Consider the following 16,800-nt stretch of genomic DNA (forward strand, 5'->3'; position numbering starts at 1 on the left):
GTTGAGGATCACCCGCGTCGAGACCTTCGCCGTGCCGCCGCGCTGGCTGTTCTGCCGGATCGAGACGGACGACGGGCTCGTGGGCTGGGGCGAGCCCGTCGTGGAGGGCCGGGCGGCGACCGTCCGCACGGCCGTCCACGAACTCGCCGAGCAGTTCCTCCTCGGCGCCGACCCGCTGCGCGTCGAGGACCACTGGCAGCTCATGACCAAGGGCTCCTTCTACCGCGGCGGGCCGGTGCTCTCCTCCGCCGTCGCGGGTCTCGACCAGGCGCTGTGGGACATCGCGGGCAAGGCGTTCGGCGCGCCGGTGCACCAGTTGCTCGGCGGCCCGGTGCGCGAGCGGGCCCGCGCGTACTGCTGGGTCGGCGGCGACGAGCCCGGCGAGGTGCGCGACCAGGTCGCCGCGCAGGTGGCGGCCGGCTTCACGGCGGTGAAGATGAACGGCTCCGGGCGGATGGACCGGCTGCCGAACGTCGCCGGCCTGCGCCGGGTCGCCGAGCGCGCGGAGGCCGTCCGCGACGCGCTCGGGCCGGAGCGGGACTTCGCCGTCGACTTCCACGGGCGGTTCTCCGCGGCCGGCGCCATCCGGGCGGTCGGGGTGCTGGAGCCGTACGCGCCGATGTTCGTGGAGGAGCCGGTGCTGCCCGAGCACACGCATCTGCTGGAGCGGGTCACCGGCTCGACGACGCTGCCGGTGGCCACCGGCGAGCGGCTGTTCTCGCGCGGCGAGGTGCTGCCGGCGCTGCGGGCGGGCGTCGCGGTGCTCCAGCCGGACCTCTCGCACGCCGGCGGCCTCTCGGAGTGCCGGCGGATCGCCTCGCTGGCCGAGACGTTCGACGTGGCGATCGCGCCGCACTGCCCGCTGGGGCCGCTGGCGCTGGCCGCGAGCCTGCAACTCGCGTTCTGCACGCCGAACTTCCTCATCCAGGAGCAGTCAATCGGCATCCACTACAACACCGGCGCGGAGCTGCTCGACTACGTCGCCGACCCGGAGGTCTTCCGCTTCCACGACGGGCATCTGCTGCGGCCCACCGGGCCGGGGCTGGGCGTTCAGATCGACGAGCGGGCGGTACGGGCCGCGGACGGGACGGCGGAGAGCTGGCACAACCCGGTGTGGCGGCACCCGGACGGGTCGTTCGCGGAGTGGTGACGCCCCGGGGGCGCGCGCGGCGGCGGTGCCGGCGGCTCAGCGGCGGGTCGCCGCCACCGCACCGGCCGTCACCAGCACCGCGACGGCGATGCCGAAGGCGGTGGTGCCCGCCGTCAGCCCCACCGCGTCGCTGAGGTAGCCCGCGGCCACGGGCAGCACCCCGGCCATCAGGTAACCGCCGCCGGTGAGCGCCGCGTTGGCCTCGGCGAGCCGGGCGCCCGGTATGCGGGCGCTGAGCGTGCTGAGCCCGCCGAGCTGCGCGCTGCCCTGGCCGAGCCCGGCCAGCACCGCGGCGGCGAGCAGCAGCGGCACCGAGGTGAGCGCGGTGCCCAGCACCAGCGCCGCCATGGCCGCGCAGGTCAGCGCGGCGCCGAGGGTGAACAGAACGCGTACCCGCAGGGTCCGCACCGCGAACTGCACGCCGGTCGCCGCCGCGAAGAGCAGGAAGATCATGCCGCCGGCGAGCGCGCGGTTGTCGCTGTCCAGCAGGTCGGCCAGGAGGGACGGGCCGAGGGAGAGCACGAAGCCGGTGGCGGTCATGCCCGGGGCCAGGACGGCCAGACCGAGCAGCAGGGTGCGGCGGTGCGGGCGGGGCACGGACGGGATGCGCACCAGCCGGCGCGCGCGCCGGGGCCCGGGCTCCGCTACGCCCCCTCCCCCCGGCTCGGCGTCCGCTCCCCCGCTCCGTACCGCCGGCGGCTCTCCCGGCCGGGCGAGCGGCATCCGCAGCACCACCGCCACCGCGACGAGCAGCAGCCCCGCCTGCACCACGAACACCAGCGTCGTGGGGTGCGGCAGGGTCTCCGACAGCACCCCGGCGAGCATCGGCCCCAGCGCCGCCCCGCCGACCATCGACGCGGACGCGACCAGCCCGCCGAACTGCTTCTGGCCCGGCGGCGCCAGGTCGGCCACGGCCGCCATCCCCGCCGCCAGCACCGCGCCCACCGCGAACCCGGTCAGCAGCCGCGCCACGCCCAGCACGGCGACCGACTGCGCGGTGGCGAAGAGCACCGAGGCCACCAGCGACAGCGCCAGCCCCGGCAGCAGCACCGGCTTGCGCCCGTACCGGTCGGCGAGGGTGCCGGCGAACGTCAGGGTGACGAGGAGCCCGGCGATGTAGGCGGCGTAGATCAGGGTGATCGTGGCGGCGGAGAAGCCGAACCGGCCCTGCCAGAGCACGTACAGCGGCGCGGGCTCGTTCGACAGCGCGAGCGCGGCGACGACCGGCCAGGCGGCCAGCCACATCCAGCGCCGCGAGCCGCCCGGCAGCCGGCCGGGTGCGGTTGCGGGTACGGGTGCGGGGGTGGCGAGGGCGGGGTCAGTGCGGCGGGCGTCGGCCGTCATGCGCGCTCCAGGGCGGGGTCGGCGTCACTGTACGAGATCGTCCGCGCGGGCCGGCGTGCGGGGCGGCCGGGGCTTCCCGGGCGGCCCGGAGCGCACGGTACCGACCCCGGGAGTTTCCCTACTATTCCCATCGGCGTGATAGGGAAGATCGGTGACCGGCAACGGCAAGGAGCGGCCCGGCGCCCCCCGGGACCCGTACTTCGACAACGCCAAGTTCCTGGCGGTGGTGCTCGTCGCCTGCGGGCACGCCTGGGAGCCGCTGGTGGACGGCAGCCGGGCGGTCGCCGCGGCGTACGAGACGGTCTACGCCTTCCACATGCCCGCGTTCGTGCTGATCTCCGGCTACTTCTCCCGCGGCCAGGACGGCTCGCCCCGCCGGGCCCGCGCTCTGGTCACCGGCCTCGTCGTGCCCTACCTGGTCTTCGAGACCGCGTACACGCTCTTCGGCCGGGCCGGCGGCAACGAGAGCCCTCTCAGCCTGTTCGACCCGTGGGGCGTGACGTGGTTCCTGCTCGCGCTCTTCGTCTGGCGGCTGTCCGTGCCGCTGTGGACGACGCTGCGCCGGCCGCTGCCCGTCGCGCTGGCGGTGGCGGCGGTCGCCACCGCCGGACCCCCGACAGGCGGCGACCTGGAGCTGCAACGGGTGCTGCAACTCCTGCCGTTCTTCGTCCTCGGCCTGACCTGCTCCCCGGAGCGGCTGCGGCTGCTGCGGCGGCGCGCGGCGCGGGTGCCGGCCGCCGCGGTGCTCGTCGCCGCTCCGGTGGCCGCGTACCTGCTCGGCCCGCACACCGACCGGCGCTGGCTCTACCACAACGCCGCCGCCCGGGAGATCGGCCACTCCGGCCGCACCGGGCTGCTCGTCACGCCTCTGCTGTTCTGCTGCTCGCTGCTGCTGGTGGCGGCGTTCCTGGCCTGGGTGCCGCGGCGGCGGCGGTGGTGCACCGCGCTGGGCGCGGGCACGCTCTACGGCTACCTGCTGCACGCCTTCGCCACCCAGGGCGCCCGCTACGCCGGCTGGTACGAGCCCGCGTGGCTGTCCACGCCCGCCGGGGCCCCCGCCGCCACCCTGGCCGCCGCCGCGGGCGTGGCGCTGCTGTGCACCCCCCCGGTGCGCCGGGCGCTGCGGTGGGCCGTCGAGCCGCGGCTCGCGCCCCTGTTCCGGCAGGCGGGCATTGTGCCATCTCGCGCCCCCCGTTCGGTTGAATCCCGCGAACTCGCTCCGACGCCCGCCCGCGAGCCCCCTACGGTCGTCGGTTGTACGGCCGTCGGTCGTACGTCGACACCCGGTCACCGACCTCCGGGGGACCACGATGAGGAATCGCAGCGCCGGTGAGCTGCCCGCCGAGGCCACCAGCTTCGTCGGCCGCCGGCAGGAGCTCGCGCTGCTCGACACCTGTCTGCGGCAGGCCCGCCTGGTCACGCTCACCGGGCCCGGCGGGGTGGGCAAGACCCGTACCGCCGTGCGCGGCGCGCACCTGCTGCGCTCCCGCTTCCCCGACGGGGTCACCCTCGTGCCGCTGTCCGCCCTCGCCGACCCGCGGCTGCTGGCCAACACCGTCGCCGCCGCGCTCGACGTGCCGGAGCAGACCGCGCTGCCCGCGCAGGACGCGCTCGCCGCGTACCTCAAGGACAAGACGGCGCTGCTCATCCTCGACACCTGCGAGCACCTGGTCGACGCCAGCGCGGTGCTCGTCGAGGAACTGCTGCGCGCCGCGCCGCAGTTGCACGTGGTCGCCACCAGCCGGCAGCCGCTCGACGTCGCGGGCGAGCACATCCTGCCGGTCCCGCCGCTGGCCGTCGCGGACTCCGGGCCCGCGGACGACGCACTCCGGCTGTTCACCGACCGGGCCGCCGCGGCCGTGCCCGGCTTCACCGTCGACGACGACAACCGCTCCGACGTCCTCGCGCTCTGCCGCCGCCTCGACGGCATCCCGCTGGCCATCGAACTGGCCGTCAGCCGGCTGCGGGTGCTCTCGCCCGAGGAGATGCTCAACCGGCTCGACCACCGCTTCCAGTTGCTCACCGGCGGCCGGCGCACCGCCGTGCCGCGCCACCAGACGCTGCGCACCACCATCGGCTGGAGCTACGAGCTGTCCACCGCGCCCGAGCGGCTGCTGTGGTCCCGGCTCGCGGTGTGCGCCGGGGAGTTCAGCCTGGAGGTCGCCGAGGCGGTGGGCGCGGAGGGGGCGCTGCCCGTCGAGGGCGTGCTCGACGCGCTGATCGGGCTGGTGGAGAAGTCCGTGGTGCTGCGGGTGGAGTCCGAGGACGGCACCCGCTACCGGATGCTCAACACCATCCGCGAGTTCGGCCTCGAACAGCTCGGCCCCGGCACGGAGGCGGAGCGGACCCGGCGCCGGCACCGCGACCACTTCCTGCGCCGGGCGCGGCTGTTCGACGCCGAGTGGACCGGCGACCGGCAGGCGGTGCTGCTGCGGCAGATGGTGCGCGACCAGGCGGACGTACGGGTCGCGCTGGAGTTCTGCGTCGCCGACCCGGCCGACGGCTCCGCGGGCCTGAAGATGGCCACGATGCTGTGGGGCTACTGGCACTGCACCGGGCTGCTCACCGAGGGCCGCTACTGGCTGCGCCGCGCCCTCGACCGCTGCCCGGAGGACCGCCGCGAGCGGGTCAAGGCGCTCTGGCTGACCTCCTGGTTCATGGACATGCAGGGCGAGCGCGGCGACACCTTCGCGCTGCTGGACGAGGCCGAGGCCCTCGCGCTGCGCATGGACGACCGCGCGGGGCTCGCCTGGACCCGTACCTTCCGCCACCACTCCCGCTACTTCCGCGGCCGGGCCGACGGCGTCGCCGAGGGCTTCGAGGCGGCCCGCCGGGAGATGGCCGAGCAGGGCGACGCGACCGGGCTGCTGATGATCGGCTTCATCGCGGGCCTCTTCCACGTCCTCAACGGCGGTACGGGCGAGGGCCTCACACTCAGCGAGGACTCGCTGCGGCGCAACGCGGACACCCCCGCCGAACTGTGGTCGCGCGGCTGGGCGCTGTGGGTCAAGAGCATCGGCCTGTGGCAGAAGGGCGAGCAACTGGAGAGCATCGAGTGCGCCCGGCAGGGCATCCGCGCCAAGGCCGTGCTGCACGACCTGATGGGCATCGCGCACTTCCTGGAGGGCTTCGCCTGGCGGGCCGCGGAGCTGCGGCACTTCGAGCGGGTGGCCGCGCTCCAGGGCGCGGCGGACGCGCTGTGGCGCCGGGCGGTCAAGGAGGCCCGGTTCGGCATCCCCGTCCTGCACGACCTGCACGGCGGCGCGGCGGACGCGGCGCGCGAGGCGCTGGGCAACGACGGCTACGACACCGCGTTCCGCGAGGGCGGCCGGCTGCCCACCGACGCCGCCGTGGCGCTGGCGCTCGCCGACGAGGCGGCGCCGGCCGCGCCGGCGGCCCCGGCGCAGCCGCCGGGCGCGGGCGACGGTCTCACGCCGCGGCAGCGGCAGGTGGCGGCGCTGGTGGCCAGAGGGCTGACGAACCGGGAGATCGCCGAGAAGCTGGTGATCTCCAAGCGCACGGTGGACGCGCACGTGGAGCACATCCTCGCCAAGTTCGGCTTCACCTCGCGCTCCCAGATCCCGGCCGTCCTGTCCGCCCCTGTGCAGGCGGTGCCGGAGTGAGGCCGGCGGCCCGGTCCGTACGCGAGGAGCCTCGCCGCCGTACGGAACGGGCCCCGCGATGCTGCGGGTGCTACAGGTCGTCGGGGTCGGCGCGCTCCAGCGCGGGGCGCGGGCCCGGCGCCACCTCGTCCAGCAGGTAGTCCGCCGCGACGGTGTCCGTGACCAGGCTGGTGACCAGGCCAGAGCGCAGCACCGCCACGATCGCCTCGCGCTTGCGCGCGCCCCCGGCGATGGCGACCACCTCGGGGATCCGGCGCAGCCGGTCCGCCTCCACGGTGATGCAGCGCTCCCCCAGGTCGCGGCCGATGCGCCGGCCGTCGGCGTCGAAGAGGTGCGCGGACATCTCGGCGGCGGCGCCCAGCGAGGCGTAGTGTTCGCGCTCCTCCTCGGAGAGCATGTCGTGGACGGTGGAGATGCCCTCTTCCCAGGAGCCGATGGAGACGGCGGCGACGGTCACCTTGTCGAAGTACTCGAAGGCGCGGGCCACCCCGGTCTGGCTGCGCAGCGCGGTGGCGGTGGCGGCGTCGGGCAGCAGCATGGGGGCGTAGATGGGGTGGGCCTCGCCGCCGGCGACCTCGGCGGCCCGGCGCACGGCCTCCACGGACCCGCGCTCGGCGGTGCCCGCGTCGTAGACGCCGGTGAGCTGCACGACGGTGCACGGGGGCAGCCGGTGCAGCGCCTGCGCCATGTTGATGGTGGACCGGCCCCAGGCCAGGCCCAGCACGTCGCCCTCGGTGACCAGCTCGGCGAGCAGGTCGGCGGCGACGCTGCCGAGGTTCTCCGGGTCGCGGGTGTCGGGCACGGCGTCGGCCGGCGCCTCCACGACGACGGCGTGGCGCAGGCCGAAGCGGGCGCGCAGGGCGTCGGAGCGCTCGGCGTCCAGCTCGGCGGGGACGCGGATCTCGATCCGTACGAGGTCGCGTTCCAGCGCGGTCTCCAGCACCCGGGCGACCTTGAAGCGGCTGACCCCGAACTCGTCGGCGATCTGGATCTTGGACTTGCCCTCAAGGTAGAAACGGCGAGCCATCGCCGCCGCCTGTACCAGCTCCGCGGGTCCCATCCGCGCAGCCGTCCGGCCCGTCGACACCGCGATCTCCTTTGCTCTCCCCAGCGGCGCTGCTCGGAAGGCGCTGCTTCAGTGGTCCATACTTTCACGATCCGCGTCCGCAGGCGCCGGCTCCGAGAGGCCGGGACCGCGGGCGCGGGCTGCGGCGGCGGTACGCGCGGACGCTAGTGGCAGCCGGTCGCCCAGACCGCCCCCTCGCCCGCCGCCGTCGCCTGGGCGCGCAGCGCCGCCACGGCGGCGGCCGGGTCCTCGGCCCCGTACACCGCGGAGCCCGCGACGAACACGTCCGCGCCCGCCTCGGCGCACCGCTCGATGGTCTCGGCGGAGACCCCGCCGTCGACCTGGAGCCACAGCTCCAGGCCGTGCTTGGCGATCAGCTCCCGGGTGCGGCGCACCTTGGGCAGCATGATGTCCAGGAACGCCTGGCCGCCGAAGCCCGGCTCGACGGTCATGACCAGCAGCATGTCCAGCTCGGGCAGCAGATCCTCGTACGGCTCGACCGGGGTCGCGGGCTTGAGCGCCATGGCGGCGCGCGCGCCCTTCGCGCGCAGCTCGCGCGCCAGGCGCACGGGCGCGGCGGCGGCCTCGACGTGGAAGGTCACGGAGCCGGCGCCCGCGTCCACGAACGCGGGGGCCCAGCGGTCCGGCTCCTCGATCATCAGGTGGCAGTCCAGCGGGGTGTCGGTGGCCCGGCGCAGCGACTCGACGACCGGGACGCCGAGGGTCAGGTTGGGCACGAAGTGGTTGTCCATGACGTCGACGTGGAGCCAGTCGGCGCCGGAGACGGCGTCCGCCTCCTCGGCGAGCCGCGCGAAGTCGGCGGACAGGATGCTGGGGTTGATCTGGACGGCCATGCCCCCAGCCTGCCACGTCCGGGGGGCGGCAAGGGCCGCGGTCCCCGTGCTGCCACTCCCCGTTCACCGCGCGGGGGCCGGAATGTCGGTTCGGTGCCGGTCCCTCCGCCCGGGGCGGCGGGACCGGGGCTCAGCCCGTGCGGCGCAGCAGCGCGAGGTACATGGCGTCGGTGCCGTGGCGGTGCGGCCAGAGCTGGACGTCCGGGCCGTCGCCGAGGTCCGGTACGCCGGGCAGCAGCGGGCGGGCGTCGAGCAGCTCGGCGGCGGGGGCGCCGGCCGCCTTGAGCGCGTCGTCGACGACGGCGCGGGTCTCGGCGGGGTGCGGGGAGCAGGTCACGTAGCCGACGACGCCCCCGGTGCGTACCGCCCGCAGCGCGTCCTCCAGCAGCGCCCGCTGGAGCGGCGCGAAGCCCTCCAGGTCCTCCGGGCGGCGGCGCCAGCGGGCCTCGGGGCGGCGGCGCAGGGCGCCCAGGCCCGTACAGGGGACGTCAACCAGGACGCGGTCGAAGCCGCCGGGCCGCCAGGCCGGGCGGGTGCCGTCGGCGACGACGACCTGGTACGGGCCCGGGTTGCCGGCCAGCGCGCGGGCGACCAGCCGGGCCCGGTGCGGCTGCTTCTCGGCCGCCACCAGCGCCGCCCCGCGCTCCGCGGCCAGCGCCGCCAGCAGCGCCGCCTTGCCGCCCGGGCCCGCGCAGCCGTCGAGCCAGCGGGTGTCGGGGCCCTCCAGGGGCGCGTTGGCCAGCGCCAGCGCGACGAGCTGGCTGCCCTCGTCCTGCACGCCGGCCCGCCCGTCGCGCACCGCGTCCAGTGCGCCCGGGTCGCCGCCCTCGGCCAGCCGCACGGCGTACGGGGACCAGCGCCCCGGCAGCGTGTCGGCACCGCTCAGCTCGGCCGGCGTGGCCCGGCCGGGGCGGGCGACGAGGGTGACCTCGGGCCGCTCGTTGTCGGCGGCGAGCAGCTCCTCCATCCCGGCCCGGCCGCCGCCGAGGGCGTCCCAGAGGGCGGAGACGATCCAGCGGGGGTGGGAGTGGACGGCGGCCAGGTGCTCCTCGGGGTCCTCGTCGTACGGCGGTGCCACCTCGGCCAGCCAGGCGTCCAGGTCGCGGGCGGCGATCCGGCGCAGCACCGCGTTGACGAACCGCGCCCGCCCGTCGCCGAGCACCACCCGCGCCAGCTCCACCGACGCCGAGACGGCGGCGTGCGAGGGGATGCGGGTGCCGAGGAGCTGGTGGGCGCCGAGGCTGAGGACGTCCAGCACCTCCGGGTCGACCTCGCGCAGGGGGCGGTCGACGCAGGCGGCGATGATCCGGTCGTACGTGCCCTGGCGGCGCAGCGTGCCGTAGACCAGCTCGGTGGCCAGCGCCGCGTCGCGGGCGTCGAAGCCGTCGCGCCGGCGGGCCTGCCGGAGCATGGGCGGCAGCACGAGGTTGGCGTAGGCGTCGCGCTCGTCGACCGCGCGCAGCGCGTCGTAGGCGAGGATCCGTACGGGGTCCTTCTGCGGCCTGCGGTAGGGCTTGGCGGGCCGGCGACGGCGCGGCTGGTCGCTCACGTGAAATGTGCTCCGGGGCTGGCAGTTGCGTACACCGGAAGCCTACGCCCCGGCCGGTCCGGGGCCGTCGCCGAGGCGTTCGCCGGAGGCGATGCGCACGCCGCGCGCCCAGTCCGCCGCCGCCATCGGCCGCTTGCCCTGGGCCTGCACCCACTGGAGCTCCACGGCGTACGAACCGGTGCCGACGTGCACCGCGGACTTCGACACGGCCAGCTCGCCGGGCGCCAGGTCCGTGCGCTCGGGGCGCGGGGTGACGACGCGGATCTTCAGCCGCTCGCCGCGGAACGTCGTCCACGCGCCGGGCGCCGGCGCGCAGCCGCGCACCACCCGGTCGACGCGCAGCGCGGGGGCGGCGAAGTCCAGCCGCGCGTCGTCCACCTGGATCTTCGGCGCCGACGTCACGCCCTCGGCGGGCTGCGGTACGGCCTGGAGGCTGCCGTCCTCGATCCCGTCCATGGTGGCGGCGAGCAGCCCGGCGCCGGCCATGGCCAGCCGGGTCAGCAGGTCGCCGCTGGTGTCGGTGGGCCGCACCTGCTCGGTGACGACGCCGAACACCGGCCCGGAGTCGAGCCCTTCCTCGATCCGGAAGGTGGTCGCGCCGGTCACCTCGTCGCCGGCGAGGATCGCGTGCTGCACGGGCGCGGCGCCGCGCCAGGCGGGCAGCAGCGAGAAGTGCAGGTTGACCCAGCCGTGCGCGGGGATGTCGAGCGCGGGCCCGGGCAGCAGGGCGCCGTAGGCGACGACGGGGCAGCAGTCGGGGCCGATGGCGCGCAGCCGGTCCAGGAACTCCGGCTCCTTGGGCCGCCCGGGCTTCAGCGCCTCGATGCCGGCCTCCGCGGCCCGCTGCGCGACCGGGCTCGCCACCAGCCGCCGGCCCCGTCCGGCGGGCGCGTCGGGCCGGGTGACGACGGCGACGACCTCGTGCCGGTCCGACGCCAGCAGGGCGTCGAGGGCGGGTACGGCGACTTCGGGCGTACCGGCGAAAACGAGCCTCATGGGTGGTGCGGTTCCTCTCGGCGGCGGCGGAAGCGGGTGCGTCGTGCGGCGCGGCGGCGACGGGGTGCGCCAAGTCTAGGACCCGGCGCAGGCCGGCCCGGGGGCGGGCACGGGCGGAAGGTCAGGGTCCGGATACGCCAGGGGCGTGCGGTCGGCCGCACGCTCCCGGCCGCCGAGCGCGCGCCCCCGACCCGTGACCGCCGAGTAGATCTCGCGTTGCTCAGTCAGGAAAGTGAAAAGTGACCGAAACGGGCCGCTGTGCGGCCCGATCCGAACGACGCCGGTTCGAGAGGCTTCTCCATGGCCGACCACGCAAGCCACGACGCCCAGGCGCGGGCGAGCCTTCAGCTCCTGGTACGGGACATCGAAAGGGTGCGCAGGCAGGTCGACGCGCTGCGCACCCTGACCGCCCAGCTTGGCAACGTCTACCGCCCCCGGCGGACGGGCCCGTCCGCGGGCTTCGTCGTGTACGGGCGGGCCCCGGCGCCCACGGTGCGGCTCGCCCAGGAGCTGCGGGACAGCGTCGAGACGCTGGTGACCGCGGCCGTCGACTTCGACCGCTCGCTCGGCTTCTCCTGGGATGCGGTGGGCTCGGCGCTGGGCGTCACCAAGCAGGCGGTGCACCGCCGTTACGGCACCCGCCGCGCGCAGCAGCCGGGCCGCGACGACGGCGCCGTCGAGACCGCGGGGCCCGGACCCGTCGTGCCCGGCGCCGAGGGGCGCATGCCCGCCGGCACGCTCCCGGTCGTCCCGGCGGCGCGCCCGGCCCCGGGCGGTCCGCCGCCGCCCCAGGCCGCGGCGGACGCGGTCGCCGTCACGCAGTCCTGACCGGAGGCGGCGGGCGGCGTACGCGCACGGCGGGCCGGCCGCGGTGAACGGCGCGGCGGGCCGGGCGGCGGTTCAGCCGATGTCCGGCGGGTCGATGCGGATCCGCAGGGGCGGGCCCGTACGGCGGGCCATGCGGGCCGCCTGCGCCGCCTTCAGCGCCGCCGCGAGGGCTGCCCCGTGGCCCGGCGGTACGCGCAGCAGCATCCGCTCCCACGACTCCCCCGGCGCCGGCCCCCCGCCCGCCGCGCCCCGCGGGCCGGCCGGCGACTCCGGCACCGGCACGGGGCCCAGCACCTCCGTCGACGGCGGCAGCCCGGCGTCGCTCACGAACGCCGTGACCGCCTCGCCCGGCCCCCAGACCGCCGCCATCCGGGAGACCGGCGGGAAGCCCAGCTCCGCCCGCTCCCCCAGCTCCGTACGCGCGAAGCCCGCCGGGTCCCAGCGCACCAGCGCCTGCACCGGCCGCTGCGCCGGGTCCGCGACGACCGCCGCGACCCCGCCGGCCGCCGACCCGCGGACCAGCGCGGCGGCCGTCAGCCAGCGCCGCAGCGCCTCCTCGCCGGCCCGCAGGTCCGGGCGGTTGAGCAGCGCCCAGCCGTCGAGCAGCAGCGCCGCGGCGTAGCCGCCCTCCGCGACGGGCTCGGCGCCCGGCGTGCTGACGACCAGCGCCGGAGCGTCCGGCACCCGCGCCAGCACATGGTCGCGGCCGGAGGTACGCACCGGCACCGACGGGAACGCCCGGCCCAGCTCCTCCGCCGTCCGCCGGGCACCGACGACCTGCGCGCGCAGCCGCGTGCCGCCGCACTCGGGGCAGTGCCAGGCGTCCTCCCGCGTCGCGCACCAGCCGCACACCAGCGCCTCCCGGCGGCCCTCGCCGACCAGCGGCCCGGCACAGCGGACGCACCGCGCGGGCGCGCGGCAGCGGGCGCAGGCCAGCCGGGGCGCGTACCCGCGGCGCGGCACCTGCACCAGGACCGGGCCCGAGCGCAGCCCCTCCCGCGCGACCTGCCACGCGAGCGTCGGCAGCCGGGCGGCGCGGGCCGCCGCGTCCCGGGCCTGCTCGCTGTCGCCGACCGTGCGGACAAGGGGGGCCGCCGCCCGTACCGTCTCGCGGGGGGCGGCCACGGGCTGGGCCCAGCCGCTCTCGACGTAGCGGGCGGCCTCGACGCTGCACGCGTGGCCGCCGACGAGGAGCGCGGCGTGCTCGCGGGCGGCGCGCAGGGCCAGGATCTCGCGGGCGTGCGGCTGCGGGGCGCGGTCGTCGGCGTGGGAGGTGTCGGCGTCGTCCCAGATGGCGGCGAGCCCGAGGTCCCGTACGGGCGCGAAGGCGGCGGCCCGGGTGCCGACGACGCCGCGGACGGCGCCGCGGCTGACGGCGAGCCAGCGGCGGTAGCGGGCCTCGGGCCCGGCGTCGGCGGTGAGCAGCACGTGCCGGCCGCGGCCGACGAGAGCGGTCAGCGCCTCGTCGACGCGGGCGGCGGCGCGGCCGTCGGGCAGCACGGCGAGGGCGCCGCGGCCGGCGGCGAGCGCGGCGGCCAGCGCGCGGGCCAGCTCGTCCGGCCAGTCCGGGCCCGGCAGCGCCGTCCACACCGCCCGCGGGCCGCCGCCGTCGGCCAGCGCGGCGAGCAGGTCGGGGCCGTTCCCGTAGCGCGCCCAGCCGCCGGGGCCGGGGGCCGGGGGCGGCGGGAGCGGGTCGGGCGAGGGCCTCTTCTCGGCGCGGGCCATCCGCGGCGGCAGGGCGAGCTGGACGACGTCGGCGAGGGCGCCGGCGTACCGGTCGGCGACGGCCTGGCACAGGCCCAGGAGCTGCTCACCGAGGACGGGCTCCGGCGAGAGGACCTGGGCGATCGGTGCGAGGGTGCCGGTGAAGTCGCTGTCGGCGCGGCGCTCGACGACGTACCCGTTGATCAGCCCGCCGCCCTCGCGGCGCCCCTCGCGCTCGCCGGCGCCGAAGCGCACGCGCACGCGCACGCCGGGGCGCGCCTCGGCGTCCATGGCGGCGGGCACCGCGTAGTCGAAGAGGCGGTCGAGGTGGAGCAGTCCCTTGTCGACGAGGACGCGGGCGACCGGCAGCTCCTCGGCCAGCGCGGCGCCGCGCCAGGTGCGCGGGCGGGCGCGCGGGCCCCTTGCCTTGCGCACGGTCTCCCGGATGAGGGCGAGCTGCTCCGCGCCCTCGGGTTCCGCCTCCCGGCCGTCGTCGCTGGTCACCTCTCCGTCCTACCAGACGCGGCGGACACCCCGGCCGGCAGACCGCCGGGGCCGCCGGCCGGGTGGCCTGACGGGCCGCTGGACAGCCCGAGGCCCCGGACCGGGGTCCGGGGCCTCGGGACGCGCGGAGCGGAGTGCCGGCTCAGATGCCGGCGGCCTTGCGCAGCGCGTCGACGCGGTCGGTCTTCTCCCAGGTGAAGTCGCCGAGCGGGCGGCCGAAGTGGCCGTACGCGGCGGTCTGGGAGTAGATCGGGCGCAGCAGGTCCAGGTCGCGGATGAGCGCCGCCGGGCGGAGGTCGAAGACCTCGGAGATGGCGGACTCGATCTTCTCGACGTCGACCGTGGCGGTGCCGAAGGTCTCCACGAAGAGGCCGACCGGCTCGGCCTTGCCGATCGCGTACGCCACCTGCACCTCGCAGCGCGAGGCGAGGCCGGCGGCCACCACGTTCTTGGCGACCCAGCGCATGGCGTAGGCGGCGGAGCGGTCGACCTTGGACGGGTCCTTGCCGGAGAAGGCGCCGCCGCCGTGCCGGGCCATGCCGCCGTAGGTGTCGATGATGATCTTGCGCCCGGTGAGCCCGGCGTCGCCCATGGGGCCGCCGATCTCGAACCGGCCGGTGGGGTTGACCAGCAGGCGGTAGCCCTCGGTGTCCAGCTTGATGCCGTCCTCCAGGAGCGCCTTCAGCTCCGGCTCCACGACGAACTCGCGGATGTCGGGGGTCAGCAGCGAGTCGAGGTCGATGTCCGAGGCGTGCTGCGAGGAGACGACGACGGTGTCGAGGCGGACCGCCTTGTCGCCGTTGTACTCGATGGTGACCTGTGTCTTGCCGTCGGGGCGCAGGTAGGGGATGGTCCCGTTCTTGCGGACCTCGCTGAGCCGCGCGGCCAGCCGGTGCGCCAGGTGGATGGGCAGCGGCATCAGCTCGGGCGTCTCGTCGCAGGCGTAGCCGAACATCAGGCCCTGGTCGCCGGCGCCCTGGAGGTCGAGGTCGTCGCCGCCGGAACCCTCGACGCGGCTCTCGTACGCGGTGTCCACGCCCTGGGCGATGTCCGGCGACTGGGCGCCGATGGAGACGGAGACACCGCAGGAGGCGCCGTCGAAGCCCTTCTTCGAGGAGTCGTAGCCGATTTCGAGGATCTTGTTGCGCACGAGGGTCGCGATGTCCGCGTAACCGGAGGTGGTCACCTCACCGGCCACGTGCACCTGGCCGGTGGTGATCAGCGTCTCGACGGCGACGCGGGAGTGCGGGTCGTCCTTGATGAGGGCGTCGAGGATGGCGTCGCTGATCTGGTCAGCGATCTTGTCGGGGTGGCCCTCGGTAACGGACTCCGAGGTGAAAAGGCGGCGGGACACATCGCTCCCCACGGTTGCAGCGGCTGCTGGCTGATCGGTTGCGGACCCGGGCCGGGTGCTCCCGGGACGGGCCCGCGGGCCATTTTATCCGGGAGTTTCGCCCAGGGGACAACCCGTCTCGGTCCCTGGATGCCTGTTGACCTGGGGAACCGCAGGTTTCCGCACGAGTAGCGCCGGAAAGCAGCAATAACTTGCCCGGAGTGTCGACAGGGGATGACTCAAGCGAGCGTTTCCCCTACGAGATCCCACACCACGTCGGCCAGCGCCTCCTTCGGACCGTACGGCACGGCCACCTCGCGCCCGTCGGCGGTGAGGATCACGGCCTCGTTGCCGTCGGAACCGAACGCCTTGGTCTCACCCACCTCGTTGACGACGAGCAGGTCGCAGCCCTTGCGGGCGAGTTTGGCGCGGCCGTTGGCGAGCACGTCGTCGGTCTCGGCGGCGAAGCCGACGACGACCTGCCCGGCGCGCGGCCGGTCGGCGGAGATCCCGGCCAGGATGTCGGGGTTGCGGGTGAGCGCGATCGGCTCCGGCTCGCGGTCGTCCTTCTTCTTGATCTTGCCTGTGGCGTACGTCACAGGGCGGAAGTCCGCGACGGCGGCGGCCATGACGACGGCGTCGGCGTCGGCCGCGGCCTTCACCACGGCCTCCTGGAGCTCCACGGTGGTGCCGACGCGGACGACGTCCGCGCCCGCGGGGTCGGGCAGCGCGGTGTTCGCGGCCAGCAGGGTGACCCGCGCGCCGCGGGCGACGGCGGTACGGGCCAGGGCGTAGCCCTGCCGGCCGGAGGAGCGGTTGCCCAGGAAGCGCACGGGGTCCAGCGGCTCGCGGGTGCCGCCCGCGCTGACGACGACGTGCCGGCCGGCCAGGTCGGGGGCCAGGCCCTCGGCGCCGCGGGCGAGCACGCGGCGGCAGACCTCGAAGATCTCCGCCGGCTCCGGCAGCCGGCCCTTGCCGGTGTCGGCGCCGGTGAGCCGGCCGACGGCGGGCTCGATGACGACGGCGCCGCGGGCGCGCAGCGTGGCGACGTTGGCCCGGGTGGCGGGGTGCTCCCACATCTCGGTGTGCATGGCCGGCGCGAAGACTACCGGACAGGAGGCGGTGAGCAGCGTGTTCGTCAGCAGGTCGTCGGCCAGGCCGTGGGCGGCCCTGGCGAGCAGGTCGGCGGTGGCGGGGGCGACGACCACGAGGTCGGCCCGCCGGCCGATCCGCACGTGCGGGACCTCGTGTACGTCCGCCCAGGTCTCGGTGGCGGCGGGGCGGCCGGAGAGCGCCGCCCAGGTGGCCTCGCCGACGAAGTGCAGCGCGGCGGCCGTGGGCACGGCCCGTACCGCGTGGCCGGACTCCGCGAACAGCCGCAGCAGCTCGCACGCCTTGTACGCGGCGATGCCGCCGCTGACGCCCAGCACCACCTCGGCCGGTGCCGTCTCCGTCGCCGCCTGCGCCATGTCCCGCTCCCCACCGCTCGTCGTCTCCACCCCCCATGACACACCACGGGCCCGGCAGCCGCGCTGCCGGGCCCGTGGGACGAGGGATGCCTACTGCGCGGGGCCCTCGGTGGCCTCGGAGGTCAGCAGACCCGCGTTGATCTCGCGGAGCGCGATCGACAGCGGCTTCTCGTGCACATGCGTGTCCACCAGGGGGCCGACGTACTCCAGCAGGCCCTCGCCGAGCTGGGAGTAGTACGCATTGATCTGCCGCGCGCGCTTCGCCGCGTAGATCACGAGGCTGTACTTGGAGTCGGTCGCCTCAAGCAGCTCGTCGATCGGCGGGTTGATGATGCCCTCGGGCGCGGTGATGGGAGAGGACAACCTATCCAGCCTTCCAG

At 76.1% G+C, this 16,800-nt stretch carries 13 protein-coding genes; 4 read left to right on the forward strand and 9 right to left on the reverse strand.

Going from position 1 to position 16,800, the window contains the following annotated elements; all coding sequences use genetic code 11:
* Position 1: 1 nt before the first annotated feature.
* A complete protein-coding gene (dgoD, locus tag QBL21_RS20590; protein WP_407563705.1) occupies positions 2 to 1,150 on the forward strand; it encodes a galactonate dehydratase in 1,149 nt (382 codons plus the stop codon).
* Positions 1,151 to 1,186: 36 nt separating this feature from the next.
* On the opposite strand, the gene QBL21_RS20595 is transcribed toward dgoD, so the two are convergent.
* The gene (locus tag QBL21_RS20595) at positions 1,187 to 2,494 is read right to left on the reverse strand and encodes an MFS transporter (RefSeq protein ID WP_407563706.1); all 1,308 of its coding nucleotides are present in this window, start codon (positions 2,492 to 2,494) and stop codon (positions 1,187 to 1,189) included.
* Positions 2,495 to 2,645: 151 nt separating this feature from the next.
* Here QBL21_RS20595 and QBL21_RS20600 point away from each other — a divergent pair, with 151 nt between their 5' ends.
* Together QBL21_RS20600 and QBL21_RS20605 are read left to right on the forward strand one after the other, a co-directional pair.
* Complete coding sequence (locus QBL21_RS20600; protein ID WP_407563707.1) at positions 2,646 to 3,827, forward strand: acyltransferase family protein; 1,182 nt, start codon at positions 2,646 to 2,648, stop codon at positions 3,825 to 3,827.
* Complete coding sequence (locus QBL21_RS20605; protein WP_407563708.1) at positions 3,805 to 6,117, forward strand: ATP-binding protein; 2,313 nt, start codon at positions 3,805 to 3,807, stop codon at positions 6,115 to 6,117. Before QBL21_RS20600 ends, QBL21_RS20605 begins: the two co-directional genes overlap by 23 nt.
* 70 nt (positions 6,118 to 6,187) lie before the next feature.
* On the opposite strand, the gene QBL21_RS20610 is transcribed toward QBL21_RS20605, so the two are convergent.
* The 4 genes from QBL21_RS20610 to fmt form a co-directional block, all read right to left on the reverse strand.
* The gene (locus tag QBL21_RS20610) at positions 6,188 to 7,177 is read right to left on the reverse strand and encodes a sugar-binding transcriptional regulator (RefSeq protein WP_407566490.1); all 990 of its coding nucleotides are present in this window, start codon (positions 7,175 to 7,177) and stop codon (positions 6,188 to 6,190) included.
* Positions 7,178 to 7,347: 170 nt separating this feature from the next.
* Positions 7,348 to 8,037 carry a ribulose-phosphate 3-epimerase gene (gene rpe, locus QBL21_RS20615; RefSeq protein ID WP_407563709.1) on the reverse strand — a complete coding sequence of 230 codons (690 nt, stop codon included), beginning with the start codon at positions 8,035 to 8,037 and terminating at the stop codon, positions 7,348 to 7,350.
* 130 nt (positions 8,038 to 8,167) lie between these two features.
* Positions 8,168 to 9,586 carry an RsmB/NOP family class I SAM-dependent RNA methyltransferase gene (locus tag QBL21_RS20620; protein WP_407563710.1) on the reverse strand — a complete coding sequence of 473 codons (1,419 nt, stop codon included), beginning with the start codon at positions 9,584 to 9,586 and terminating at the stop codon, positions 8,168 to 8,170.
* Between the two features lie 42 nt (positions 9,587 to 9,628).
* Positions 9,629 to 10,582, reverse strand: coding sequence for a methionyl-tRNA formyltransferase (fmt, locus tag QBL21_RS20625; protein WP_407563711.1), 954 nt, complete (start codon positions 10,580 to 10,582; stop codon positions 9,629 to 9,631).
* A 300-nt stretch (positions 10,583 to 10,882) separates the two neighbouring features.
* Here fmt and QBL21_RS20630 point away from each other — a divergent pair, with 300 nt between their 5' ends.
* The gene (locus tag QBL21_RS20630) at positions 10,883 to 11,410 is read left to right on the forward strand and encodes a hypothetical protein (protein WP_407563712.1); all 528 of its coding nucleotides are present in this window, start codon (positions 10,883 to 10,885) and stop codon (positions 11,408 to 11,410) included.
* Between the two features lie 72 nt (positions 11,411 to 11,482).
* Here the strand turns inward: QBL21_RS20630 and QBL21_RS20635 are convergent, their stop codons facing one another.
* From QBL21_RS20635 to rpoZ, 4 genes are all read right to left on the reverse strand, one after another.
* Positions 11,483 to 13,618 (reverse strand): primosomal protein N', encoded by a 2,136-nt coding sequence (locus QBL21_RS20635; protein ID WP_407563713.1) that lies wholly within the window; start codon positions 13,616 to 13,618, stop codon positions 11,483 to 11,485.
* 142 nt (positions 13,619 to 13,760) lie between these two features.
* The gene (gene metK / locus QBL21_RS20640) at positions 13,761 to 14,972 is read right to left on the reverse strand and encodes a methionine adenosyltransferase (protein WP_407563714.1); all 1,212 of its coding nucleotides are present in this window, start codon (positions 14,970 to 14,972) and stop codon (positions 13,761 to 13,763) included.
* A gap of 218 nt (positions 14,973 to 15,190) precedes the next feature.
* Positions 15,191 to 16,420, reverse strand: coding sequence for a bifunctional phosphopantothenoylcysteine decarboxylase/phosphopantothenate--cysteine ligase CoaBC (gene coaBC, locus QBL21_RS20645; protein WP_407566491.1), 1,230 nt, complete (start codon positions 16,418 to 16,420; stop codon positions 15,191 to 15,193).
* A gap of 90 nt (positions 16,421 to 16,510) precedes the next feature.
* Positions 16,511 to 16,783: a DNA-directed RNA polymerase subunit omega gene (gene rpoZ / locus QBL21_RS20650; protein WP_018836705.1), complete on the reverse strand. Its 273-nt coding sequence runs from the start codon at positions 16,781 to 16,783 to the stop codon at positions 16,511 to 16,513.
* Positions 16,784 to 16,800: the final 17 nt, after the last annotated feature.

The sequence above is a fragment of the Streptomyces sp. 184 genome (assembly GCF_045781775.1).
Lineage (GTDB): Bacteria > Actinomycetota > Actinomycetes > Streptomycetales > Streptomycetaceae > Streptomyces.

Coding starts and splice junctions, on each gene's coding strand:
- QBL21_RS20595 (WP_407563706.1), bottom strand. CDS start 2,494: ATGACGGCCGACGCCCGCCGCACTGACCCCGCCCTCGCCACCCCCGCA.
- coaBC (WP_407566491.1), bottom strand. CDS start 16,420: ATGGCGCAGGCGGCGACGGAGACGGCACCGGCCGAGGTGGTGCTGGGC.
- QBL21_RS20630 (WP_407563712.1), top strand. CDS start 10,883: ATGGCCGACCACGCAAGCCACGACGCCCAGGCGCGGGCGAGCCTTCAG.
- fmt (WP_407563711.1), bottom strand. CDS start 10,582: ATGAGGCTCGTTTTCGCCGGTACGCCCGAAGTCGCCGTACCCGCCCTC.
- rpe (WP_407563709.1), bottom strand. CDS start 8,037: ATGGCCGTCCAGATCAACCCCAGCATCCTGTCCGCCGACTTCGCGCGG.
- QBL21_RS20610 (WP_407566490.1), bottom strand. CDS start 7,177: ATGGGACCCGCGGAGCTGGTACAGGCGGCGGCGATGGCTCGCCGTTTC.
- QBL21_RS20605 (WP_407563708.1), top strand. CDS start 3,805: ATGAGGAATCGCAGCGCCGGTGAGCTGCCCGCCGAGGCCACCAGCTTC.